The sequence below is a fragment of the Enterobacter cloacae complex sp. ESBL7 genome (assembly GCF_041679625.1).
GTDB lineage: Bacteria > Pseudomonadota > Gammaproteobacteria > Enterobacterales > Enterobacteriaceae > Enterobacter > Enterobacter asburiae_B.
In genome coordinates this window covers 465,004-488,021 of record NZ_JBGORN010000002.1, presented here as the reverse complement: position 1 = coordinate 488,021, position 23,018 = coordinate 465,004, and the positions used below count along the sequence as shown (strand labels likewise).

Sequence of the window (23,018 nt, the reverse complement as noted above, 5' to 3'; positions counted from 1 at the left end):
CTAGCCTGCGCGAAGCAGCGTTTTCATTTTTTCGTTACGGCAAAACTGGCGCTTCATCTCCACCACCAGCGCATTGCGTGACAGCACAATCATCACGCCAAATGCCAGCGCGCCCGCGGCAATCTGCACCGCCAGCAGCGCGGCCAGCGGCAGGTGGCCGCTGAGGATGATGCCCAGGCCGTAGCTCACCGCCAGGGTCGGCAACGAGAGATAGAACGGCAGCCACAGGCTCAGGATGTACTGACGGTAGCTGGAGCCCAGCACCGGCTTGATCATGATGAAGTAGCTCAGAACGGTATTGATTATCTGCACCAGCAGGAAGCCCAGCGTGACGCCGATGGCGCCCGCCATATGCCCGCCGACGATAATCGCCGGAATAAACAGGAAGGTTTTGAACACGTTGAACTTAAAGCTAATGTCGACGCGCGCTTTTGCCATCAGCAGGGAACCAATCGGATTCCCCACGGAGCGCAGGAGCCCCACCACGCACAGCAGCTGCAGGATCGGGATGATGCCGTTCCACTTCTCGCCAAACACCAGCGGCACGAAGTTGCTGGAAACCACCATCAGCCCCAGCAGCACCGGGAAGTTGATAATCCCCACCACGGAAAGCAGCTTGTAGAAGTTAACGCGCAGCTTCTCGGTATCGTCCTGAATCTTGGCGAACGCCGGGAACAGGACGCGGGTGATGATCGGGTTCAGCTTCATCGGCGGCACCACCGCGACGTTGTAGGCCAGGTTGTAGCCCCCCGCCACGCTCGCGCCAAGAATGCGCGCCAACACCAGCGTCGACAGGTTGGTATTCACATAGTTGATGATGCTGTCCGCCGTCAGCCACGCGCCAAAGCGCAGGTTCGACGAGACGGACGCGAGAGAGAAATGCAGCCCCGGACGGTAGATCTTGCGGCCAAAGTAGCCGAACAGCAGCGTACGCACGGCAGAGTTAACCAGGTATCCGAGGATAGCGGTCATCGCCAGCGGCCAGAAATGGGCGCTCACAACGGTGAAGGTAAAGCCCGCCAGCACGGCGCTGGTTTCAATCATGCCGATCTTGTTGAACTCCAGCTCTTTCTGCATCAGCGCGCGGAACTGCTGCCCGTGCGGGATCACCACGAAAGCAAACGACAGCGTGCGCATCAGCGGAGCGAGATCCGGGTTATGCAGCACGCTGGCGATAGTGTCGCTCAGCAGGAACACCAGCACGAACACGAAAATCCCCAGCCCCACGTTCAGCCAGTAGAGGGTGGTCAACTCAAGATGGCTGATCTCTTTGCGCTGGATAATCGAGTTGGCAATACCAAAGTCAGACAGCGTATCGGCCAGCGCGATAATCACCAGCGAAACGGTCAGCAGGCCGAACTGGTGATTATCAATAATGCGCGCCAGCACGGTCATCTGCACCAGACCGAGGCCAATGATGACGATGGTCGCCATCGCTGACCATTTGGCCCCGCTGATGGTTTTTTCACGTAAGCTCATCTTAGTACGCCGCTTTGTTCACGAAACCTTTGAAGATGGTCAGAAAAACAATCTTGATATCGAACCAGATACTCCATTCACGGATGTACTCCAGATCGAATTCGATACGTTTTTCCATTTTTTCCAGCGTGTCGGTTTCGCCGCGCCAGCCGTTGATCTGCGCCCAGCCGGTAATGCCCGGCTTCACCTTATGGCGCAGCATGTAGCCTTCAATCAGCGAGCGGTACTGCTCGTTGTGCGCCACCGCGTGCGGACGCGGGCCAACAATCGACATGCCGCCGGTGAAGACGTTGATAAACTGCGGGAGTTCATCCAGCGAGGTGCGGCGCAGGAAGTTCCCCACGCGGGTGACGCGCGGATCGTTCTGCGTTGCCTGGGTCACCACCTTGTCGTTTTCCATCACCTTCATGGAGCGGAATTTCCACACCATAATCGGCTTACCGTCCATACCGTAGCGGGTCTGGCGGAAGATAACCGGGCCGGGAGAGCTCAGCTTCACCGCGAGGGCAATGCAGCACAGCACCGGGGAGATGAGCAGTAAAATCAGCGAAGAGAGCACAATATCTTCCGCGCGCTTCAGCACGCGGTTAATGCCCGACAGCGGGGTGTCGTACAGCGGTACCACCGGCACGCCGTTCACTTCTTCAATGCGTGAATGGAGGATGTTAAAGGTAAAGACGTCCGGGATCAGGATCACCGAACAGGTGGTGTCCGCCAGCTCGCGCATCAGTTGCTTAATGCGGGATTCGTCTCTCATCTGCATGGCGATGTAGACGTTGTGAATTTTACCGGCTTTCGCGTCTTCAATAAGCTGTTCGTAATTGCCCGCCCAGTCCGACGGCACGCCGCCCGGCTTCGCGTCGTGGTAAATCCCGACCACTTCAAACCCTAACCACGGCTCTTTGCGGAAGCTGTCGAGCAGGACCTTACCAACCGGAAGATCGCCCGCTACCGCAACGAAGCGACGGTTATAACCGCGGTTACGCAGCCAGCCCGCGCCGAAGCGGATCAGGGAACGGCACACCACCATGCCGACGCTGGTGATCAAATACCAGCAGAGATAGGTGACGAGGCGATTATCAAAATCATGGCTGAAGGCCACCAGGCCTGCGCTGAAGATCAGGCTCAGGGTCCAGTTCTGCAGCAACAGCATCAGTTCGGTGGTCATTTTCACGCCGCGCCACGAGCGGTAGAAATCGGTCATCCCGCCGATCATCTGAAACACGACCAGCGCAATGAGTGCCATCAGCAGATGCATATATAAGAACGGCAGCCCGCCGATCCGACACACCGCCCACAATCCACCGACCATGATGGTGATATCAGAAAAACGCTGCACCATAGAGATTAACGATGCATTCGTTCTCGCTCGTTCGCGTTTTTTTAGATTCGTCATCGTTGTTCCTGTATTCGGTTCCCCCTCCCGCCGGGAGGGGCAATTGTTACTGATTCAACAGCGCCAGAATGTCCTTCGTTCGGGCTTCCATCAGCGCCGTGTCAGCACGGGACTCCACGTTCAGGCGCACCACCGGCTCGGTGTTGGACGAGCGCAGGTTAAATCGCCACTGCGGGAACGCCATGCTGATGCCGTCCGTACGGTCAATTTCCAGCGCGTGGATCGCAAAGTGCTGCTCCACGCGGGCAATGGCCTCGGCCGGCTGCGCCAGCTTGCTGTTGATCTCCCCGCTCGCCGGGAACGCCGCCATGCGGTCACGCACCAGCTCGCCCAGCGTCTGCCCCTTCAGGCACAGCAGCTCGGTCACCAGCAGCCACGGGATCATCCCGCTGTCGCAGTAGGCAAAATCACGGAAGTAGTGGTGGGCGCTCATCTCGCCGCCGTAAATGGCGTCTTCTTCGCGCATGCGCTCTTTGATGAAGGCGTGGCCGGTTTTGGACATCACCGGCGTGCCGCCCGCCGCGGAGACCACGTCGACGGTGTTCCAGGAAAGGCGCGGGTCATGAATGATTTTCGCGCCCGGGTTTTTCTCGAGGAACGCTTCCGCCAGCAGGCCGACAATGTAGTAGCCCTCGATGAACTGCCCTTTCTCGTCGAACAGGAAGCAGCGGTCGAAGTCACCGTCAAAGGCGATGCCCATGTCCGCGCCGTGCTCAATCACCGCGTTGCGGGTGTCGTCGCGGCATTCCGGCAGCAGCGGGTTAGGAATACCGTTCGGGAAGTTGCCGTCCGGGGTGTTGTGCACCTTGACGAAGGTCACCGGCACGTTCAGCGCCTTAAAGCGGGCTTCCAGCGCGTCCACCACCGGGCCGGCCGCGCCGTTACCGGAGTTGATGACCAGCTTCAGCGGCTTGAGGTTCGCCACGTTGATGTAGCCCAGCAGGTGGTCGATGTACTCTTTCTGCAGGTTGATTTTTTTGTAGCTGCCGCGCTTCGCGTCGTTTACCGGCGGGAAGTCGTTGGCTTCCGCCAGGCGCTGCACGTCGCGCAGGCCGGTGTCGCCGCTGATAGGACGGGCGCCCTTGCGCACCAGCTTCATCCCGTTGTAGTCCATCGGGTTGTGGCTGGCCGTCACTTCGATACCGCCGTCCACGCCCAGGTGGAAGGTGGCAAAGTAAATCTCCTCGGTCCCGGAAAGGCCGATATCCAGCACGTCCACGCCCGCGTCCTGCAGCCCTTTCGCCAGGGCCAGCTTGAGGGATTCACTGGTCAGACGCACGTCGCCGCCCAGCACGATGGTCTGCGGTTTTAAATATTCGCCGTACGCGCGGCCAATGCGCCACGCGATGTCTTCATTCAGCTCTTCGCCCAGCTTGCCGCGAATATCGTAGGCTTTAAAACAGGTTAATTTTTCCATGATGACCCCTTTTTCAGGCAACAGTCGGCCCTGACCACGTAATGGCCAAATTGATTTTTTTGTCATTCGCAGGCCCGGTAAGCGCAGCGCCACCGGGCATAATGCAGAGTGCTACACCCGCCCGTAGCGGTCCTGGAAGCGCACGATATCGTCCTCTTCCAGATACGAGCCGGAGCGCACCTCAATTAAGTCGAGAGGAATTTTCCCCGGGTTCTCCAGACAGTGCGTCGCCCCCAGCGGAATATAAATGGACTCGTTTTCACCGAGCAGTTTGACTTCACCGTCGATGGTGACTTTAGCGGTACCCGCAACCACCACCCAGTGCTCGGCGCGGTGATGGTGCATCTGCACCGACAGCCCCTCGCCCGGCTTCACGGTGATGCGTTTCACCTGGTAGCGGTCACCGGAGTCAATGGAGTCATATTTCCCCCACGGACGGTAGACTTCGCGGTGAATATGGTGCTCGTGACGGCCATCGGCCTTGATCTGCTCCACCACTTTTTTAACGTCCTGCACGGCGTTACGGTCGGCAATCAGCACGGCGTCCTTGGTCTGGACAACCACCAGATCCTTCACCCCGACCGTGGTCACCAGGCCGGATTCGGCGTAGACGTAGCTGTTTTCCGTTTTGTGGCTAATAACATCGCCGTGGTGGACGTTACCCTCCGGGGTATGGGCGCTGATCTCCCACAGGGAGGACCAGGAGCCGACATCGCTCCAGCCCGCATCCATCGGTACCACGACGGCATCCGCCGTACGTTCCATCACCGCATAGTCAATGGACTCTTCCGGGCAGGCGAGGAACGCCTCTTCATCCACGCGGATGAAGTCGAGATCCGGGTCCACCACCGCCATCGCTTTCTCGCAGGCGTCAAGAATATCCGGGCGGTATTTGCGCAGCTCTTCCAGATAGCGTCCGGCGCGGAACAGGAACATCCCGCTGTTCCAGTAATACTCACCGCTGGCGACATACGCCTGCGCGGTTTCCAGATTCGGTTTTTCAACAAACTGCGCCACGTCAAACGCCACGCTGTCGCCTTCACCCGGCGTCACGCTGCCGCGACGAATATAGCCATAGCCGGTTTCCGGCAGATCCGGCACGATGCCGAAGGTCACCAGCTTGCCGCTCTCGGCGTAAGGGATCGCCGCACGCACCGCGTCGCGGAACGCGTCTTCCTGCTGGATAACGTGGTCTGCCGCCAGGACCAGCATCAGCGGGTCACAGTCCGGGCTGCTGCGTTTTGCCGCCAGCGCCGCCAGGGCGATCGCGGGCGCGGTATTGCGTCCGGCAGGCTCCAGGATGATGTTTTCGGTGAGCTTATTCAGCTGGCGCAGCTGCTCGGCAACAATAAAGCGGTGCTGTTCGTTACAAATCACCACCGGGCTTTCACACTCCACGCCGTGCAGACGGTTTACCGTCGTCTGCAGCATGGTGAGATCCCCTTTCAGGCAGAGGAACTGTTTTGGATAGAGCACGCGGGACAGCGGCCACAACCGGCTACCAGAGCCACCAGCCATCACAACCGGATACAAAGTGGTTTGACTCATGATTTATCCCCGTATATCTGCAATAAATTGGCTCAGCACGTTCTCTTTTTCGAGCGTGCGTTCGGCATATTCACGTGCCACCGTGTTCACTTTTGGCATGGCAAGTGCCTGTTCAATTCCGGTTACCAGCGCCGGGACCGATTCCGGCTCCACGCACACGGCAATCCCCGGATAGCTGTCGCACAGCTGGCCTAATTCTGTTTCGGCTTCTGCCGTAATCACCGCGTTACCGCCCACTGCCAGAATGTTGGTCAGCTTGGACGGTAGCACCGCGTCCGCGGCGCCGCGTTTTTGGACCACCAGATGGCAGTCGCCCATCTTCAGCAGCGCAGGCAATGCCTCGTAAGACTGAAGCGGGAAAAATTTCACGTTGGTCAAGCCGCGTTCCCCGGCCATTTTTTCCAGCCGCGCCTTTCCACCGCCCTGCCCGACAATCACAAACGTCCACGGATGTTCACTCAGCAGCTGGGCCGCTTCAATCACGCTTTCCAGCCCCTGCTTTTCGCCGATGTTGCCTGAGTAAAGAATGATTTTTTGATCTTCAGGCAAACCGAGCTGCGCGCGCAGGGCCTGAGCGTCCTGCTCAGTTACATCGCGAAAACGCGCCACTTCGGACCAGTTCGGGAAGAAGATCACCTTCTCTGCCGGAACGCCCTTTTCCTGCGCCTTGTTCATCATCGAGCGCGAGATAGTCGAGACGTAATCCACGTTGTGCAGGCCGCTGCGCTCAAACGCGCTGGCGAGCTTCGCCACCTTGCCGCCCTTGCTTTTGCCTGCCATCCCCAGGCCCAGCATGGCGTCAACTTCGTAATCCTGAATGTGCAGCAGGGTGCGCGCGCCGGAGAGTTTGCCCAGCAGGCGCATGCCCGGCGTGCAAAACAGCGTTGGCACCACGCCGATGATGCGATCCGGCTTCCAGCGACGCTGCGCCATCAGCGGGAAGAAACTGCTTAGGGCAAAGCTGCCCAGATGAATTAACCGCTTCAGCGTTGAGGGCTGCTTAGGCACATACAGCGGGCAACGCCAGACGGTCGCTGCGCCCTCTTCGCGACGGTAGCGCCAGCTTGAGTAGCGCTCCCCGACTTTCCACTCCGGGTAGTACGGCGGCGCGGTAATGACCCGCACGTCATGTCCCTGGCTCGCCATCCACTCGACCATCTCGCCGGTGTATTTCCCGATGCCGGTTAATTCCGGCGAGTAGTTGATTCCGTATACGAGGATCTTCATATGCCCGGCACCTCGGCCTGACGTTCGGCCAGGAAATAGGCACGACTGTTGTCATGCACATTGTCGCTGGCAAGCAGCGCCTCTGGCGTCTGCCAGCGGTAGTCGTCATGCTGAGAATCAGGCAGACGCAGGTCTGCCTCACTCACCTTCAGGCGGAACCCCAGCACGATGTAGTGCGTGGTGAACCCGGTGCCTGAAAAGTTATCGTCATAGAAGTGCTGCCAGACCCCGTAAAACTGGCCCGCTGCCATCGGCAGCTGCAGGCCCAGTTCCGCCAGAGTGAGACGCTCAAACGCATCGCTGAGCCGCTCATCCTTCTGCACGCGCCCGCCGGGCACGAACCAGAAGCCCTGTGCAGGACGGTTGGTTCGTTTCCCCAGCAAGAACTCGCCGCGTTCGTTCTCCACGATCAAATCAATTGAGATGAGCGGAGTGGAACGCACTACCGTGGCAAAATCTTCCTGACTTAAAAACATCGTTACCCCCGGAAGCGGTGCTGGTTTTCCAGGAACCACTGGTAGGTACTGGCCAGCCCCTGCTCCAGTGACACCTCGTGATACCAGCCCAGCTGATGCAGACGGGTCACGTCCAGCAGCTTGCGCGGCGTGCCGTCCGGTTTCGTCGCGTCAAACACCACGCGTCCTTTGTAGCCCACCACCTGCGCGATGGTTTGCGCCAGTTCGCGAATGGTGCAGTCCACGCCGGTACCGACGTTGATGTGCGACAGCATCGGCTCGGTGTTCTCCTGCCACACCTCACGATCCAGCTCCATCACGTGAATGCTGGCGGCAGCCATGTCGTCCACGTGCAGGAATTCACGCATCGGCGTACCGCTGCCCCACACCACCACGTCCGGCGCGTTCTCGGCGGTCGCCTCGTGGAAGCGGCGCAGCAGCGCCGGGATCACGTGCGAGTTGCTCGGGTGGAAGTTGTCGTGCGGTCCGTACAGGTTGGTCGGCATCACCGAACGATAGTCGCGGTTGTACTGACGGTTGTAGGACTCGCACAGCTTGATCCCGGCAATCTTGGCAATCGCGTACGGCTCGTTGGTCGCTTCCAGCGTGCCCTGCAGCAGTTCGCTCTCGGCGATCGGCTGTTTCGCCATTTTCGGGTAAATACAGGACGACCCGAGGAACAGCAGCTTATTCACGTTGTGCAGATGCGCCGCGTGAATGATGTTGCTCTCGATCATCATGTTTTCGTAGATGAAATCCGCCGGGTAGGTGTTGTTAGCGACGATGCCGCCCACCTTCGCCGCGGCCAGATACACCTGGTCAATGCGTTCGTTAGCAAAGAAGTCCTGTACCGCACGGCTGTCGAGCAGGTTCAGCTCGTCGCGCGTGCGGACAACCACTTCCACGTCACCGCGCTGTTCGAGCTGGCGAACAATCGCGGAACCCACCATTCCGCGATGACCGGCGACAAAAATACGTTGTTTTGTCATTCTCAGGACTCCAGCGCGATGGCAACCTCGTAGCCATGAGACTTGAGCAGGGAGTGTTTTTTCGCTGCTTCAAGATCTTTGGCTACCATCTCGGAAACCATTTCCTGCAGAGTGATTTCTGGTTTCCAGCCAAGCTTCTCGTGCGCTTTGGTTGGGTCGCCCAGCAGGGTTTCCACTTCAGCAGGACGGAAGTAGCGCGGGTCAACCTGCACAATCACGTCGCCTGGCTTCACGCCCGGAGCGTCGTGGCCGGTCACGGAAACCACGATACCTTTCTCTTCCACGCCGGTACCTTCGAAGCGCAGTTTGATGCCCAGCTGCGCCGCGGCCATTTCAACGAACTGACGGACGGAGTACTGCACGCCGGTCGCAATCACGAAGTCTTCTGGCTGTTCCTGCTGCAGCATCATCCACTGCATTTTCACGTAGTCTTTGGCATGACCCCAGTCACGCAGGGAATCCATGTTGCCGAGGTGCAGGCAAGACTCCAGACCCTGCGCGATGTTGGCGATAGCGCGGGTGATTTTGCGGGTCACGAAGGTTTCGCCGCGACGCGGAGATTCGTGGTTGAACAGGATGCCGTTACAGGCGTACATGCCGTAGGATTCACGGTAGTTCACGGTGATCCAGTAGGCGTACAGTTTTGCTACCGCATACGGAGAGCGCGGGTAGAACGGCGTGGTCTCTTTCTGTGGGATTTCCTGCACCAGGCCGTACAGCTCGGAGGTGGATGCCTGATAGAAGCGAGTTTTCTTCTCAAGGCCGAGGAAGCGAATCGCTTCCAGCAGACGCAGCGTACCCATGGCATCAACGTCGGCGGTGTATTCCGGGGACTCGAAGGAGACAGCTACGTGGCTCATCGCGCCCAGGTTGTAGACTTCATCCGGCTGTACTTCCTGCAGGATACGGGTCAGGTTGGAGGTATCGGTCAGGTCGCCGTAGTGCAGATGGAATTTCGGGTTCGCCGCGTGAGGATCCTGATAAATATGATCCACACGTTCGGTGTTGAAAGAAGATGCACGACGTTTAATACCGTGTACTTCATACCCTTTTTCCAGCAGGAACTCTGCCAGGTAAGAACCATCCTGCCCGGTAACGCCGGTGATGAGAGCGACTTTAGACATGTTTTATTCCTCTACTTATGAATTTAATCAGAGCCGTTAAGTAGGCTATCTTTTTTGTCATTTTGAACGTGGGCTGTGCTCGAAATCCTCACGTACCTAAGTACGTTCCGGTTTCTCCGCGCAGTCCGCGTTCAAACTGCCTGCAACGATTACGCCTACTTAACAAGGCTCTTCGTTTCAACGCGTTCGCGTATCACCACTGCGGGGTTGCCACGGCAAATTTTATTTGCCGGTAGCGATTTAAAAACGCTGCTGCGGGCACCGACTACCGTGCCATCGCCAACAGAAACACCCGGTGCAACAAAAACATCCGTTGCCAGCCAGCATTTTTCGCCAATCACAACAGGCGAAGCGGTAATATCAAAATGCTGACTCATAAAGTCGTGGCTGCCGGTGCACAAATAACATTTCTGTGAAACCACCGAATTTGCGCCAATCGTAATTTCGCCAAGGGTATATAACACCGCGTCATCCCCGACCCATGCGTAATCCCCCAGCGTTAATTTCCACGGATAGGTAATTTTCACAGAAGGTCGGATGACTACGTTTTTTCCGATTTTTGCGCCAAACAGGCGCAATAAAAAGGCTCGCCAGCGGTACATTATTTGCGGCGACCAGGCAAACAATGTTGCCTGAACGGCCCACCACAGCTGTACCTTAATACCGTTCCCGCCCCGAAAACCTTTCGGCACGGAGAAACCTTTTAAATCCTGCATTGCGTTTCCTTATATTCAGGCTTTGTTATATAAGGTTTTCGTTTTGCCTGTGGTACGCAGGCGTAATAAATAAGACAATTCCGCCCAGAACCCCGGCACGCGTAATATTTTACGCTGCACGTTTTTGGCATCCTGGCACAATTCCAGATTATTAGACGTTGACACGCCGCCCATGGAGAATTCAGACACCAGCCCTTTAATTCGACGGAACGGGTAACCTGATTTATACAGGCTGGCTGCCAGCGCATAATCGGAAGACACTTTATACTGCAAATCGTAAGGCTGTTTTTTCAGACCTTTTACCGGGAAGAAAATGGCCTGATGGCTGGCCGGCAGGCTGTGATAGATATACCAGCCTGGCTTCGCGCTGCGGCACACTTTATGTCCGTCGCCAAAATCGAGCAGCGCGTCGCCAATATACATGGCGTCCTCTTTCTGGCGAGCCAGCTGACGGGCAAACAGCGCCACGTCCTCATGGAAAATATCGCCCGAGTTCAGGAAGATGGCATAACGGCCTTGCGCCATGTTGATGCCTTTATTCATCGCATCGTAGATGCCTTTATCTTTCTCGCTGATGTAGCGTAAGTTGAACTCACCGTTGAGTTTTTCCAGAAACTCCGCCGTGCCATCGTTCGAGCCGCCGTCGACCACAATCCACTCAAAGGTGAGGCTTGGATCGCGCGCCAGGTTGCGCAGCGAGCGCCAGGTTTTTACCACCCCTTCGTAATTACGAAAAGCGACAGTAATGACGCTAAGAAACATAAATCACCTCATTTCGTCATACGTTCGTAATATTAAGCGCCTTGCGCAGAATAAACGGACAGACAATCAAGAAAGCATATTCCGGGCTAAATATTGACCCGGTAAAAAAGAGCGACACCGGAGTAAACAGATAAAGCTGAACGCGAAAGTTCTGGTTATCACCAAACGCGTTAATCATCATTTTGAAAACTTTAAACAGATACCACAGGGTCAACAGTACGGCGAACCACGAAAAATAAATAATTAACAGATACAGACCATTGTCTATGGTTTTACCGACATCCGCACCGTTAAAGATTCCGAATGATGCAACATATTCGTAAAGTGAGCCGAATCTTACTACCCCATCAATATGGGTTAAGGAATAACCCACCATCACCAGTGGCCCAATGATGCGATAATAGGACGAAGACCCTTCCGTTCCCAAATCACCCAGACGTTCTGAGATGTACGGGAAGGCAAATATCACGCCTACCATAAATACCGTCAGGGAGATAATCGCCAGCGGCAGTTTTTTCTTAATCGCATCTTTGTTCAGGTACTGGAACGCCCACTCCAGCAGGTAAAACAGGATAAATGTCATTACCCCTGAGAACGATCCAGACAGAACAATTCCTGCAAGAATCATAGCATCGGTCTTAGGCGTTTTGATACCAAACTGTTTGATGCTGAGCCAAATTGAGATTAACGCCAGAGCGAAAAACGCCGGTTCAAAATAGAGGGCTGTAGTACGCTTCCCGCCAAACTTGATGAAGTTCAATACATAGCTGTTACTGTAAATGAGATATTTCGAAATTATCTCCATCAGGCTGCTGCCGCCGGTGAGAATAATTTGCGCCATCTCCAGCGCGGCAAGCATAACAATTAACGCAACGGCAATATAAAAGAACCTAAGGATTTTCCGATAATTGTGCGGAGAAATAGTTTTAAATCGAATACTCCAGACCATACCGATAATAATGACAATATAAACAAACAGCATGGTCGACGTGACGTATTTACTCGCATCCAGCGACTGGCCAAAGATGTAGTTAAACAGCGTCAGGCCCGTGCCCAGCCCTAGGGCAATCATCAGCTTCTTGAGGTTGATTTTATCGACATACAGCAGAAGCAGAACGGGCAGGAAGGTTACGATGGTTATCGGGAAGCTTTCGCCGAGCTGGGCAATTTTGACGTTGACCAGCAGGTAGATCAGCGGCAGCAGCAGATAACTACAGATTCTGATAGAACGAGACATATTCCTCCAGCATCTGTTGTCCACTGTAGGCCTTGCGGCTGCGGTTGCGGAACGATTCCAGGTCAGTACCAAAAACGATCTCAGCAATCTGCGCCTTCGGCAGCTGTACCAGCGGCAGGACCTCCTGCTCCGTGAAGGTTTTCCCGCCGGACTTTTCCAGCACTTCACGCGCCGCATCGCTGTGGGTGGCAATCACCGGCACGCCGATAGAGAGCGCTTCGCAGAGGATCAGCGGGTAGTTATCCACGCGGGAGCTGAACACCAGCGCGTCCATTTCATTCAGCGCGCTCATCAGCTTGCGCTTGTCGGTTTCAAACCCGTGGTTCACCACGTTGACCCCTTCGAACGGTGAAAACTTGCCGAAGGTGTGAAGCTCTATCTTGTCGCCCAGCGCCATCATGTCGCGCACCAGCTGCTGGTTGGTTTTACCGTCGTAACGCAGGTCATGCGCAACGATGGCGATTTTCGGTTTGCCCGCGGTTTCCGCCACCGGGGTCAGCTCGGCAAGAATGGCTTCCGTCGCCACGTCGATGCCGTTGTTGATAATCTGACAGCGCCCTGCCCCGTACAGGCTGTTGAAGGCATCGGCTACGTGCTGGCTCGGGGAGATAAACGTACAGCCGAGCGAGAGCATGTCGCGGAACAACTGACGCTTTCCGGCCACCAGCTGATGCGCGCGATCCACCTTCACCGGCGGGTAGTTGCTTAACGTCGGGCACTTCTGGCAGTTATCTTTCCAGCCTTCGCAGCCGTCGGTAAACGCGCAGCGTCCGGTCACGCTCCAGTGATCGTGCAGCGTCCAGACAAAGCGGGTATCGGGCTTGTGGGCCTGCACCTTCTGGCAAAACGCCACCACCTCTTCCAGATTCAGCCAGTAGCTGTGCAGCACGTGAAAATGCAGCACAACCGGGCCCGCGGTGCGGGTAACCGTGCGATACAGCGTGTTCAGGTTGCCAAACAGGTCGCGGTTAAACAGACGGAACAGCGCAATGTTGGCCATCGAGGTCAGACGCGGCGTGTGCTTGTGCACCTGCGGGAAATTATCGTGGCTGACGCTTTTCTTGCCGCCTTTGCCGTAACCGTAAATAAACCGAGACTGAAGTCCTTTTTGCAGCGCACGCTGGTGCAGATCCAGGGCCACGCCTGCCGCTCCGCCTTCTGCGAGGCGTACGTTAAATTGCAGAATGTTCATTTAATCACCTTCACGCGGGCTTTTTCTCCCACCACCAGCGCGTTATCCGGAATGCTGTCCAGCACCACGCTGCCAGCACCAATCGTGACGTTATTACCAATCGTAATGTCACCGATGATCACCACGTTCGCGCCCAGCTCGACGTTATTGCCGATGACCGGGCAGGCCAGGCTGTCAGGCCCGCGGTTGCCAATGGTGACCGCATGACGAATGGTGAAATCATCCCCGGCGACCACAAACTTGTTGATCACCACCGCATAGCCGTGATGGATGGTAAAGCGGCGGCCAATGGTGGCAGCGGCCTGAATTTCATAGCCAAAAAAGCATTCGGTGATGATGCGGTACAGCACCAGCACGGGCGCCGCCCAGATATTGTTCAGCACGTTTTTCTTACGCCACACCGAGCAAAAATGCGCGATGCGGTACGCCAGAACCATGCAGCACGGACGCAGGCTCCAGCTGTTAGCGCGGCAATCTTCCAGAAACATTATTTCCCCCGAAGTCCATCAGCCAGGCGCTTGCCGTTACGCACGGAAAGCAGCGTCAGCAGCGTGCGCCAGTTCATGCGCTTATTGCGGATCTGATAGAGGGTAAAGAGCTGATATTTACGGCTGGCACGGTCAAACTTGTCCTTGTGCTTGCGGTAAAAATGGAAGTAGCCGGAGAACTTCTTCGGCGAGGAGGTGATTTGCATCTCCCCGTGGTTGATGTGCAGGATCTGGGTGGCCTCTTCCACTTTCCACGGCTCGCCGTATTCCACCACCATGCGCAGGAAGATATCGTAATCCTGCGCGGCCTTGAGTTCGGTATCGAACAGGCACTCTTTGAAGCGCCACGCCCAGGTGAAGACCTGGTTACCAATAATGTTGCGCTTGTAGAACAGGCGGCGAGAATACGGCGATTTCGGGTACAGCGGCAGACTGGCGGGCTGCGAATAAACCTCGCCCTGACAGACATAGTCGTTGGCATACAGGAAAGCATGCGTGACCAGCTGTTCTTTATGCGACAGGAAGATAGACAGGCGGTTCGGCGTCCATTCGTCATCGTCGTCGATCCCGGTCAGATACTGGCCTTTGGCCTGCATAATCGCCTGATTACGCACCGCGCATGCGCCGGAGTTAATGGCGTTATGCGTATAGACCACCCGCGGGTCGTTGAGGTCAGTCACAAACTTTTGCAGCTGTTCATACGAGGAAGAGCAGTCATCAACGATGATCAGCTCCCAGTTATCGTAATCCTGTCGCAGGACGGATTTGATTGCGCGGATCGCCAGCTGCTGACGATTCCATGTCGGCATATAGATTGAAACTAAAGGGCGTTGTGTGGTCATCTTTTCCCCTCACCCCGGCCCTCTCCCCAAAGGGGAGAGGGTGAAAGGCAGCCAGTGGTTATCATTACGTTCGTCCCCCACATCCAGCACCGAACAGTCCCCTCTCCCCTTTGGGGAGAGGGTTAGGGTGAGGGGTGTGGGGTGTGTTTTGTTATTTACTGTCAGACTTATATTCGTACTCGTAATAGCCGTAATCCTGGTACCCGGTCGCGCGGCGGAAGATGGAGTTCAGGATCACCCCTTTCACCTCGATCCCGTTCTGCTCGAAGCGGCTCAGGCTGGTTTCCACCTCTTTCAGGGTGTTGACCGCGTACCGCGCCACCATCAGCGTGGTGCCAGCGTGGCGGCCAACAACCGCTGCGTCGGTCACGGCCAGAATTGGCGGCGTATCGATCAGCACCAGGTCGTAATTTTTGCTCGCCCACTCCACCAGCTCGGTGAAGCGTTCGCTCATCAGCAGCTCGGACGGGTTCGGCGGCACCTGACCGCGTGGGATCAGGTCAAATTTCGGCACCGTTGTGGGTTTCGCGCTCTGGCTGATTTCACCTTTGCCGAGCAGGATTTCCGACAGCCCGTGCACGTTGTTGGTGCCCAGCAGCTCGTGGGTGTAGCCCTTACGCATATCGCAGTCGATCAGCAGAACGCGCTTGTTGGTCTGGCTGACTACCGCCGCCAGGTTGGCGCAGACGAAGGTTTTACCGATTGACGGGCTCACGCCGGTTAACATCAGGACGTTGTTTTTGGCCTGCATCATGGCGAAGTGCAGACTGGTACGCAGGCTACGGATCGCTTCGATGGCGAGGTCGGTCGGGTTACCCACCGCCAGAAGCTGGCTCTGTTTGTAACGCTTGACGCCCTTGATGGTTTTGACGCTGTCACGGGATTTTTGCCACTCGGACAGCGGAATACTGGCATAGACGTTGATACCGCTCTCTTCCAGCACCTGCGGGCTTTCGATACCACGGTTGAACAGCGAACGCAGCAGCACGCCCACGATGGAGAGCATCAGGCCGAGAATAATGCTGCCGAGAATAATCAGCGCTTTCTTCGGCTTCAGCACGCCAGGCTGGGTAATGGCCGGGTCGACGATGCGTACGTCACCGACGGTACTGGCTTCGGTGATTTTCAGCTCCTGCTGCTTGTTCAGCAGCTGCATGTAAACCTGCTGTCCTGACTCCACGTCGCGGGTCAGACGCACGATCTCCTGCTGCGTTTTCGGCATCGCGGTCACGCGGTCATTGAGCTTCGCCTTCTCTTCTTCCAGGGTACGGCGTTTCTCCAGCAGCGTGCGGTAGGCCGGGTGACGTTTGGTATAAAGCTTGGAAATCTCCGCCTCTTTGAAGGTCAGCTCGTTGAGCTGCGCATCAATGTTGACCATCGAATCGAGGACCGATTTCGCCTCCAGCGGCAGGTCAACGGAGTCTTTATCCTGACGATAGGCGTTCAGCTTGTTCTCGGCATCATCCAGATGGGCGCGCACTTCCGGGAGCTGTTTCGCGAGGAAAGCCAGGCTTTTCGCCGCTTCCGCCGACTTACGCTCAACGTTCTGCTCAAGATAGTTGCGGGTAATGCTGTTCAGGATGTCGCGGATTTGATCCTTATCTTCACCGGTAAAGGTCATGCTCAGCACGCCGGTGTCCTTACCGTTTTCGGTGACGGTCAGGTTGTTTTGCAGATTGTTGATCATCCCCAGGGTGGAGAATTTGGTGACGGTGAATTCGCCGCCCTCCTGGGCGTTAATCGCGCTGACCATCATGCTGACGCCGTCTTTGGTCAGCATCTGCCCCACTTCGCCGCGGGCGCTAAAACCTGCGTCACTGGTTAGCTGGTACTGTTTCGGGCCTAGCACCGTCAGGGTAAACGTCTGATCGGCTGCCCCTTTTGGCAGCACGAAGTCAGTGACTTTCACCGTGTCGTTGTTGCGCCCCATCAGCCGATCCCAGCCGGCACCAAAGACTGGGAAGGTATTTTTGGTGACGGAGATATCGAGCCCGAGGTCGTGAACCGTTTTACCCAGCACCAGGCGTGACTGGATGAGCTGAATTTCGGCGTCGGATGCCGGCGGCTTGTTCGCCAGCGCGGAACCAATGTCCTGCACCAGCGAGTTGCCGGTATTCTGCTCGATCTGCACCAGCGCATCGGCGCTGTAGATAGGGGTGGCGAACAGCGTATAGACGACGGCCGCCGCGGCGAACACGGCGGTAATGCCCAGCACCCACCACTTTGCCTCTACAACAGTGCCGACCAGGCGCCCAATATCAATTTCATCACTGCCCGAAGTCGGGGCGGCAGAAGGTCTTGTTTTTTCTGTCATTGTTATCCCTGCTGAACTTTCAGTGCCTGCGCCCACTGTTGGGCAGACTGGTCAAGTAAGGTGTAAACCGCCTCAAAGGCCTCATGGCTTTTGCGATACGGATCGGGGATTTCACGTTCATTGTCCCAGTGACCAAACAGCATCACCTTGCCGCGCATCTCCGGAGCGATATCGCACAGCGCATGAATATGGCGTTTTTCCATCGTCAGGATCAGGTCATACTCCCGGCACATGCGGCCAGTGACCTGGCGGGCCACGTGGCCGTCGAGAGAGAGGTGATGATCCCGCGCCACGCTCGTTGCGCGCTCATCGGCACCCTTACCGACCAGTGCACCCAGCCCTGCCGAATCAACGGTCAGTTCGGGCTGGTAGTGTTTCAACAACCGTTCAGCCGTAGGGGAACGGCAAATGTTCCCCACGCATACCACCAGAATTTTGTTAAACATCGCGGATTACCAGGTATGAATGTCGCGCGCCGTATCCGTCATGTAGCGAACGCCACTGATGGTTGGCAGCAACTGGTTGATCAGACGGTTCCAGCGAGCAACCGGCGCGGTGGTGACATACACCACATCGTATGGCTGGAGACGGAACTCCGTTGCCATCACCAGAGAGGTCGCATCGGACATATCCAGCTGGTAGATGTTGGCAATCTTGCCTTTCGCACTGCCCTCACCTTTCAGAGGACGGATAACGAAGATACCGGTCGCGTTAGAGGTCGTCAGATCGATACCCTCAGCATTGCCCAGCGCTTCGGTCAGCGTCATACCGCTGAAGTCCATTTTGAGGGTGCTCTGTTTCTTCACTTCACCCATCACGAAGACTTTCAGATCGTCATTGCGCGGCACGTAGAGAATGTCACCTGGATAGAGCAGGCGGTTCTGGGTCAGATCGCCGTTTTGCATCAGCGCCTGCAGCGAAATACGCTGCTCCTTCCCGTTGTGGGTGAGCACGACGTTGCGCCAGTCGGCTCCGTCGGTTAACCCGCCCGCGGCGTTGATGGCATCCAGTACGGTCAGAGGAACGTTGGTGATGGCCTGCTGGCCGGATTTGTTCACCTGGCCGGAGATATAGGCTTTTTGCGAGCGGAATGCGGCGATATTAACGTCCACCTGCGGATCGGCGATGTACTGCGCTAAGCGGCCGGTAATATCACTACGGATCTCGGCAAGCGTTTTCCCTGCAACATGGACTTTACCAATGTAGGGATAGAACATGGTGCCATCTGACTGCACCCAGTTACCGGTGTCGCTTGAGCTACGGTACTGGCCCGCTGGCGTGGTCAGTTCAGGGTGGTCCCAGACGGTCACGTTGATCACGTCACCCGGCCCCACGCGATACTGGTAGGACGCAATTTCCTGGTCCAGCGACATATTCGGCTGGGCAACATTCGGACGTGGACGTAATTGTTCGACCAGACGAGGCGTAAGTGGATAAACATTCACCATTTTGTCGAGATCAAAATCGGCATCCTGTTGCTTGATCACATCCTTACCCATTGTTGACATATTGCTGCCGGGAAAGACCGTGCAACCACTCATCAAGGTCACAGACACCAATAATGGCATCAATTTCATTTTGGATTTCATCATTGATTATTTATCACTTTGGCAGAGTAATTATCCTGTGCAATTTAAATAAGCTCGAGTCGTATTGGGTTTCAGCATGCAGTTAATCAAATAGAAATATAACTGGCATCAGTCCTAAAAAAAGCTTATTCATCCATTGGCTATTGACAGAATAATCGAGGCTGATTCACACGCTTTCAGGCACGCTACCGCCCTTGGCTTTCAGTTACCAATCCACTGACTAAACAATGTGTTATGGATAGACACCCTCTTGAGCAAGATCTTCTGGAAATATATCAGTCGCTTGAGAAACCCGACGGATAATGAATAACCATCCCTGAAGACCGAACATTAATAGCAACACCGAGATTTAACATTTGATGCTGGGAGAATTGTTGCAGCTAACCTAATAGCAGGCAAGGAGACAACTGTCCTAATATCGGTTTTTAAGATTAATATTAAGAGCAAATTTTTGACCTTTTAGGAATTTCTTTATATTGACAAAATGAGAGTAAAAATCATCACCTGCGATATATCCTAAAATGCATTCCTTGTAATTAAATATACGTATTTCGCTTATTTACACCCTATTGAGAATGCTCTCTTTTTTACCCGTCGTATTAAGAGAAATCTCAGCCCGGCATTGCAATTTCCCCCAGCTTTATCCATGATCGAAGTGTGACATTCGTCATATAACAGAAGGTATTGCTATTACTATGGAATGGATTGCCGATCCCTCAATCTGGGCCGGGCTGGTTACGCTGGTCGTCATCGAGCTGGTGCTCGGGATTGATAATCTGGTCTTTATCGCCATCCTCGCTGAAAAACTGCCCCCTTCCCAGCGCGACCGCGCGCGCGTGACGGGTCTGCTGCTGGCGATGGTGATGCGTTTACTGCTGCTGGCCTCTATCTCCTGGCTGGTGACGCTCACTCAGCCTCTGTTCTCCGTTCACGGCCTGAGTTTTAGCGCCCGCGATCTGATCATGCTCTTCGGCGGGTTGTTCCTGCTGTTCAAAGCCACGGTGGAACTCAACGAGCGGCTGGAGGGCAAAGACAGCGAGAATCCAACCCAGCGCCGCGGAGCGAAATTCTGGCCGGTAGTGGCGCAAATCGTGGTACTGGATGCGGTCTTCTCCCTCGACTCGGTGATCACCGCCGTCGGGATGGTCGACCACCTTGCGGTGATGATGGCCGCGGTGATCATTGCCATCACGCTGATGGTCATGGCCAGCAAGGCGCTGACCCGCTTTGTGAACAGTCACCCGACCATCGTGATCCTCTGCCTGAGCTTCCTGCTGATGATTGGCTTTAGCCTGGTGGCCGACGGTTTTGGCTTCCATATTCCGAAAGGCTACCTGTATGCCGCCATCGGCTTCTCCGTCATGATTGAAGCGCTCAACCAGCTGGCGATATTTAACCGCCGCCGCTTCCTGTCCGCGAATCAGACCCTGCGTCAGCGCACGGCCGACACTGTTATGCGCCTGCTAAGCGGTAAGAAAGAGGATGCGGAGCTGGATGCCGAATCCTCCGCCATGCTGGCCGATCGCAGCGACGGGCCGATCTTCGACCCGCAGGAACGACGGATGATCGAGCGGGTGCTTAATCTGAATCAGCGGACGGTCAGCAGCATCATGACCTCGCGGCATGACATTGAGCATATCGACCTGACGGCACCGGAAGAGCACATTCGCGCCCTGCTGGATAAAAACCAGCACACCCGCGTGGTGGTGACCGGCGGTGAAGAGGAAGAGGAGCTGCTGGGCGTGGTGCACGTTATTGACCTGCTCCAGCAGCAACTTCACGGCGAGGCGCTCAACCTGCGCGTTCTGGTGCGCCAGCCGCTGGTCTTCCCTGAGGGGCTACCGCTGCTTTCCGCCCTTGAGCAATTCCGTAACGCGCGCACGCACTTTGCCTTTGTGGTAGATGAGTTTGGTTCGGTGGAAGGGCTGGTCACGCTCAGCGACGTCATGGAAACCATTGCCGGTAATCTGCCTAACGAGGTGGATGAGATTGACGCCCGCCATGACATTCAGAAAAACGCAGACGGGTCGTGGACGGCTAACGGCCATATGCCGCTGGAAGACCTGGTGCAATACGTGCCGCTGCCGCTGGATGATAAACGGGAATATCACACGATTGCCGGCCTGCTGATGGAGTATTTGCAGCGTATCCCGCAGCCGGGAGAAGAGGTTCAGGTGGGCGACTATCTGCTCAAAACGCTGCAGATTGAAAACCATCGCGTGCAGAAGGTTCAGCTCATTCCGCTGCGGGATGAGGAAGAGCTGGATTTTGAGGTGTAAATAAACAAAACGGCAACCCGGTTGCCGTTTTTAGTGTTTGCTCCCTCTCCCGTGGGAGAGGGCCGGGGTGAGGGCATCAGGCCGCAACGCCACCCGGCGCAACGGACATCAAAGCTTATCCAGCAGCTTCTTCACGTCCTTACCGTCCTGTGAATCTTTATTACGATCCGCCCAGCCGCTAAGCCGACGTTTCGCTTCATCCTGCAGATGCTTGCGCAGGATCTGATCCACCTGCAGGCTGTAATTCAGGGCCTGCCATTTGCCGTATACGGTCAGCGGGACCGGCGTCTCTTTCAGGAAGTCGATGAGCTTGCTTTCACCCTGCCAGCCGGAAAGTACCCGCACGTTAAAGCGCGTATCCGCCGTCTCTTTCACCAGATCCAGCTTACCTTCACCGGTCATTGATAACAGTGAAGAGGCGCCCTGCATCCCATCGAGAGTGAGTTGTCCGTTGTCCAGCGTCAGGTCCGTGGTGAAGCTGTCGAGGCGCGTGGCGCTGTCGTAGTTATCCTGGGCTTTTACATCGCTGCTGCGCTCAACCGCCTGCTGCACCAGCTGCTGGAAGTTAAGCCCTTCCATACGGGAATTCTTCAGATCTAGATGCGCCTGCCCCTGCCACTCGCGGCGGAAAGCATCGGCATCAATTTTCGTGCCTGAGAAGTCACCCGCGAGCGTCAACTGCCCCGTCAGGGATATCGGATAGTTGAACGCGTTCAGGATGGTGCCTATCTCAACGTTGTCGAGACGCGGCTGGAATTCGGCGCTGGCAACGTCTTTACGGACATCCAGCGTGCCGGGCAGCGAGAGGTTTCCTGCGCCCATCTTCCCGCTCAGTTCGGAGATCACCAGCAAACCGTTATGGTTAAACATCTGGCTGCTCACGTCGGTAAAATCAATGCCGCGCCAGCGCAGGCTATTGGCTTTCAGCAGAATATCCGCCGTGAACCCGCGCAGGGCGTTATAGTCAGGCTGATCGAGATTAGACGAGATAACCGGACGTGATGCCGGTGCCTGGCTTTGCCCCGTCTGGGTGGCATCGTTGTCAGTGGCGCTGGCCGGCAGAGGCGGCAGCAGATTTTCCAGGTTGAGCTTGTCAAACTGCAGATTCAGCACCCACTTCGGCTTCTCTTCGAGCGTGACGCTCGCCTGCCCCTTCAGGCTACTGTCATTTGCCTGCAGGTTGAGGTTATCCAGCTCCAGCTGCTTTTGCTCTTCGCGCCACACGGCCTGCAGCGTTCCCTGCCCGGTTATTCCCTGGGTGGGGAGATCGGCACCCGTCAGCTGCCAGTTCAGCTGCTGGATGTCGGCCGTGAGCTGATGCGGGTAGTCCGAAGCGTTCACATTAGCATTCAGCGACAGGGTCAAATCGCGCTGATCGCGGTTCACGCGCCCGCTAAATTCCAGCGACGCAAGATGGTGAGCATCCTGTTCCATCTGCAGGTTAATGTTGCGAATGGTCACCTGCTCCTGGTGCTCATGCTGGAAAACCAACACGCTGTCGGCAACTTTCAGCTTGCCGATATCAAAGGACCAGCCGGTATCGGACGGTTCATCGGGCAGAGTATTTTCGCGCGGCGCAACCGGCGCGCTGGCATCACGCACGGCTTCGGTTTGCGGGGTGAGCTGAATCACCGCGCCTTTCAGCATCACCTGCTTAACCTGCAGCTGATGGGAAATGAGCGGGATCAGCGCCACATCGAGACGCATGTTGTCTGCGGACACCAGCGGCTGGGACGCCCCCGGTGCCGTGAGCGACATGCGGCCAGAGAGAATGCTGAGCTGCGGCCAGACGTGCCAGCGCAGCGGCCCGTCAAGCTTCAGTTGATAACCACTGCGCGCCTCGACCTGCCGCACCATGTAAGCGCGGAAATCGTTGGGGTTAACCAGCAGAACCAACGCCGAAAGGCCAGCCACCAGCACCACCAGCAAAATCATCAGCGTCGTCAGAACTCTTCTCATGGCAT

Annotated in this window: 19 protein-coding genes; 1 reads left to right on the top strand and 18 read right to left on the bottom strand. The window is 56.1% G+C overall.

The features are described 5' to 3' along the window. The 17 genes from wzxC to ACERY3_RS12250 all read right to left on the bottom strand — a co-directional run bounded on the left by wzxC (position 1) and on the right by ACERY3_RS12250 (position 18,778). Positions 1–1,479: a colanic acid undecaprenyl disphosphate flippase WzxC gene (gene wzxC, locus ACERY3_RS12330; RefSeq protein ID WP_373225754.1), complete on the bottom strand. Its 1,479-nt coding sequence runs from the start codon at positions 1,477–1,479 to the stop codon at positions 1–3. A 1-nt stretch (position 1,480) separates the two neighbouring features. After that, positions 1,481–2,875, bottom strand: coding sequence for an undecaprenyl-phosphate glucose phosphotransferase (wcaJ, locus tag ACERY3_RS12325; RefSeq protein ID WP_033145973.1), 1,395 nt, complete (start codon positions 2,873–2,875; stop codon positions 1,481–1,483). A gap of 46 nt (positions 2,876–2,921) precedes the next feature. After that, the gene (cpsG, locus tag ACERY3_RS12320; protein WP_023312395.1) at positions 2,922–4,292 is read right to left on the bottom strand and encodes a colanic acid biosynthesis phosphomannomutase CpsG; all 1,371 of its coding nucleotides are present in this window, start codon (positions 4,290–4,292) and stop codon (positions 2,922–2,924) included. A 111-nt stretch (positions 4,293–4,403) separates the two neighbouring features. Next, entirely contained in the window at positions 4,404–5,840 is a 1,437-nt protein-coding gene (gene cpsB / locus ACERY3_RS12315) for a mannose-1-phosphate guanyltransferase (protein WP_033145975.1), read from the bottom strand. Between the two features lie 3 nt (positions 5,841–5,843). Then, positions 5,844–7,067, bottom strand: coding sequence for a colanic acid biosynthesis fucosyltransferase WcaI (wcaI, locus tag ACERY3_RS12310; RefSeq protein WP_373225753.1), 1,224 nt, complete (start codon positions 7,065–7,067; stop codon positions 5,844–5,846). Beyond that, positions 7,064–7,543 carry a GDP-mannose mannosyl hydrolase gene (locus ACERY3_RS12305; RefSeq protein ID WP_039263102.1) on the bottom strand — a complete coding sequence of 160 codons (480 nt, stop codon included), beginning with the start codon at positions 7,541–7,543 and terminating at the stop codon, positions 7,064–7,066. The genes wcaI and ACERY3_RS12305 overlap by 4 nt, the downstream gene beginning before the upstream one ends. Before the next feature lie 2 nt (positions 7,544–7,545). After that, positions 7,546–8,511 (bottom strand): GDP-L-fucose synthase, encoded by a 966-nt coding sequence (locus ACERY3_RS12300; RefSeq protein ID WP_013097874.1) that lies wholly within the window; start codon positions 8,509–8,511, stop codon positions 7,546–7,548. 2 nt (positions 8,512–8,513) lie between these two features. Next, the gene (gmd, locus tag ACERY3_RS12295) at positions 8,514–9,635 is read right to left on the bottom strand and encodes a GDP-mannose 4,6-dehydratase (protein WP_014884502.1); all 1,122 of its coding nucleotides are present in this window, start codon (positions 9,633–9,635) and stop codon (positions 8,514–8,516) included. A 155-nt stretch (positions 9,636–9,790) separates the two neighbouring features. After that, positions 9,791–10,351, bottom strand: coding sequence for a colanic acid biosynthesis acetyltransferase WcaF (wcaF, locus tag ACERY3_RS12290; RefSeq protein ID WP_033145979.1), 561 nt, complete (start codon positions 10,349–10,351; stop codon positions 9,791–9,793). A gap of 15 nt (positions 10,352–10,366) precedes the next feature. Beyond that, positions 10,367–11,113, bottom strand: coding sequence for a colanic acid biosynthesis glycosyltransferase WcaE (wcaE, locus tag ACERY3_RS12285; protein ID WP_033145980.1), 747 nt, complete (start codon positions 11,111–11,113; stop codon positions 10,367–10,369). A gap of 16 nt (positions 11,114–11,129) precedes the next feature. Beyond that, the gene (wcaD, locus tag ACERY3_RS12280; RefSeq protein ID WP_029742034.1) at positions 11,130–12,350 is read right to left on the bottom strand and encodes a colanic acid polymerase WcaD; all 1,221 of its coding nucleotides are present in this window, start codon (positions 12,348–12,350) and stop codon (positions 11,130–11,132) included. After that, positions 12,325–13,542: a colanic acid biosynthesis glycosyltransferase WcaC gene (wcaC, locus tag ACERY3_RS12275; RefSeq protein WP_373225752.1), complete on the bottom strand. Its 1,218-nt coding sequence runs from the start codon at positions 13,540–13,542 to the stop codon at positions 12,325–12,327. The genes wcaD and wcaC overlap by 26 nt, the downstream gene beginning before the upstream one ends. After that, on the bottom strand, positions 13,539–14,030 hold the full coding sequence (gene wcaB / locus ACERY3_RS12270; RefSeq protein WP_023312402.1) for a colanic acid biosynthesis acetyltransferase WcaB: 492 nt from the start codon (positions 14,028–14,030) through the stop codon (positions 13,539–13,541). Before wcaB ends, wcaC begins: the two co-directional genes overlap by 4 nt. Then, positions 14,030–14,872, bottom strand: a complete 843-nt coding sequence (gene wcaA, locus ACERY3_RS12265; RefSeq protein WP_023312403.1) for a colanic acid biosynthesis glycosyltransferase WcaA — start codon at positions 14,870–14,872, stop codon at positions 14,030–14,032. Before wcaA ends, wcaB begins: the two co-directional genes overlap by 1 nt. Positions 14,873–15,023: 151 nt before the next feature. Continuing rightward, complete coding sequence (wzc, locus tag ACERY3_RS12260) at positions 15,024–17,186, bottom strand: tyrosine-protein kinase Wzc (RefSeq protein WP_096150654.1); 2,163 nt, start codon at positions 17,184–17,186, stop codon at positions 15,024–15,026. 2 nt (positions 17,187–17,188) lie between these two features. Next, positions 17,189–17,632 carry a low molecular weight protein-tyrosine-phosphatase Wzb gene (wzb, locus tag ACERY3_RS12255; RefSeq protein WP_023312405.1) on the bottom strand — a complete coding sequence of 148 codons (444 nt, stop codon included), beginning with the start codon at positions 17,630–17,632 and terminating at the stop codon, positions 17,189–17,191. A gap of 6 nt (positions 17,633–17,638) precedes the next feature. Then, positions 17,639–18,778, bottom strand: coding sequence for a polysaccharide export protein (locus ACERY3_RS12250; RefSeq protein WP_014170829.1), 1,140 nt, complete (start codon positions 18,776–18,778; stop codon positions 17,639–17,641). A 692-nt stretch (positions 18,779–19,470) separates the two neighbouring features. On the opposite strand from ACERY3_RS12250, the gene ACERY3_RS12245 reads away from it, so the two are divergent. Then, entirely contained in the window at positions 19,471–21,054 is a 1,584-nt protein-coding gene (locus ACERY3_RS12245) for a transporter associated domain-containing protein (RefSeq protein WP_373225751.1), read from the top strand. A gap of 108 nt (positions 21,055–21,162) precedes the next feature. Here the strand turns inward: ACERY3_RS12245 and asmA are convergent, their stop codons facing one another. Next, positions 21,163–23,013, bottom strand: coding sequence for an outer membrane assembly protein AsmA (asmA, locus tag ACERY3_RS12240; protein ID WP_048980158.1), 1,851 nt, complete (start codon positions 23,011–23,013; stop codon positions 21,163–21,165). Positions 23,014–23,018 lie beyond the last annotated feature (5 nt).

What these genes read in the sequence shown, in the direction of transcription:
- ACERY3_RS12245 (WP_373225751.1), top strand. Translation starts at nt 19,471, where the DNA reads ATGGAATGGATTGCCGATCCCTCAATCTGGGCCGGGCTGGTTACGCTG.
- wcaD (WP_029742034.1), bottom strand. Translation starts at nt 12,350, where the DNA reads ATGTCTCGTTCTATCAGAATCTGTAGTTATCTGCTGCTGCCGCTGATC.
- wzb (WP_023312405.1), bottom strand. Translation starts at nt 17,632, where the DNA reads ATGTTTAACAAAATTCTGGTGGTATGCGTGGGGAACATTTGCCGTTCC.
- wcaC (WP_373225752.1), bottom strand. Translation starts at nt 13,542, where the DNA reads ATGAACATTCTGCAATTTAACGTACGCCTCGCAGAAGGCGGAGCGGCA.
- wzc (WP_096150654.1), bottom strand. Translation starts at nt 17,186, where the DNA reads ATGACAGAAAAAACAAGACCTTCTGCCGCCCCGACTTCGGGCAGTGAT.
- cpsB (WP_033145975.1), bottom strand. Translation starts at nt 5,840, where the DNA reads ATGAGTCAAACCACTTTGTATCCGGTTGTGATGGCTGGTGGCTCTGGT.
- cpsG (WP_023312395.1), bottom strand. Translation starts at nt 4,292, where the DNA reads ATGGAAAAATTAACCTGTTTTAAAGCCTACGATATTCGCGGCAAGCTG.
- gmd (WP_014884502.1), bottom strand. Translation starts at nt 9,635, where the DNA reads ATGTCTAAAGTCGCTCTCATCACCGGCGTTACCGGGCAGGATGGTTCT.
- ACERY3_RS12250 (WP_014170829.1), bottom strand. Translation starts at nt 18,778, where the DNA reads ATGATGAAATCCAAAATGAAATTGATGCCATTATTGGTGTCTGTGACC.
- wzxC (WP_373225754.1), bottom strand. Translation starts at nt 1,479, where the DNA reads ATGAGCTTACGTGAAAAAACCATCAGCGGGGCCAAATGGTCAGCGATG.
- wcaJ (WP_033145973.1), bottom strand. Translation starts at nt 2,875, where the DNA reads ATGACGAATCTAAAAAAACGCGAACGAGCGAGAACGAATGCATCGTTA.
- ACERY3_RS12305 (WP_039263102.1), bottom strand. Translation starts at nt 7,543, where the DNA reads ATGTTTTTAAGTCAGGAAGATTTTGCCACGGTAGTGCGTTCCACTCCG.
- wcaI (WP_373225753.1), bottom strand. Translation starts at nt 7,067, where the DNA reads ATGAAGATCCTCGTATACGGAATCAACTACTCGCCGGAATTAACCGGC.
- asmA (WP_048980158.1), bottom strand. Translation starts at nt 23,013, where the DNA reads ATGAGAAGAGTTCTGACGACGCTGATGATTTTGCTGGTGGTGCTGGTG.
- ACERY3_RS12300 (WP_013097874.1), bottom strand. Translation starts at nt 8,511, where the DNA reads ATGACAAAACAACGTATTTTTGTCGCCGGTCATCGCGGAATGGTGGGT.
- wcaF (WP_033145979.1), bottom strand. Translation starts at nt 10,351, where the DNA reads ATGCAGGATTTAAAAGGTTTCTCCGTGCCGAAAGGTTTTCGGGGCGGG.
- wcaA (WP_023312403.1), bottom strand. Translation starts at nt 14,872, where the DNA reads ATGACCACACAACGCCCTTTAGTTTCAATCTATATGCCGACATGGAAT.
- wcaB (WP_023312402.1), bottom strand. Translation starts at nt 14,030, where the DNA reads ATGTTTCTGGAAGATTGCCGCGCTAACAGCTGGAGCCTGCGTCCGTGC.
- wcaE (WP_033145980.1), bottom strand. Translation starts at nt 11,113, where the DNA reads ATGTTTCTTAGCGTCATTACTGTCGCTTTTCGTAATTACGAAGGGGTG.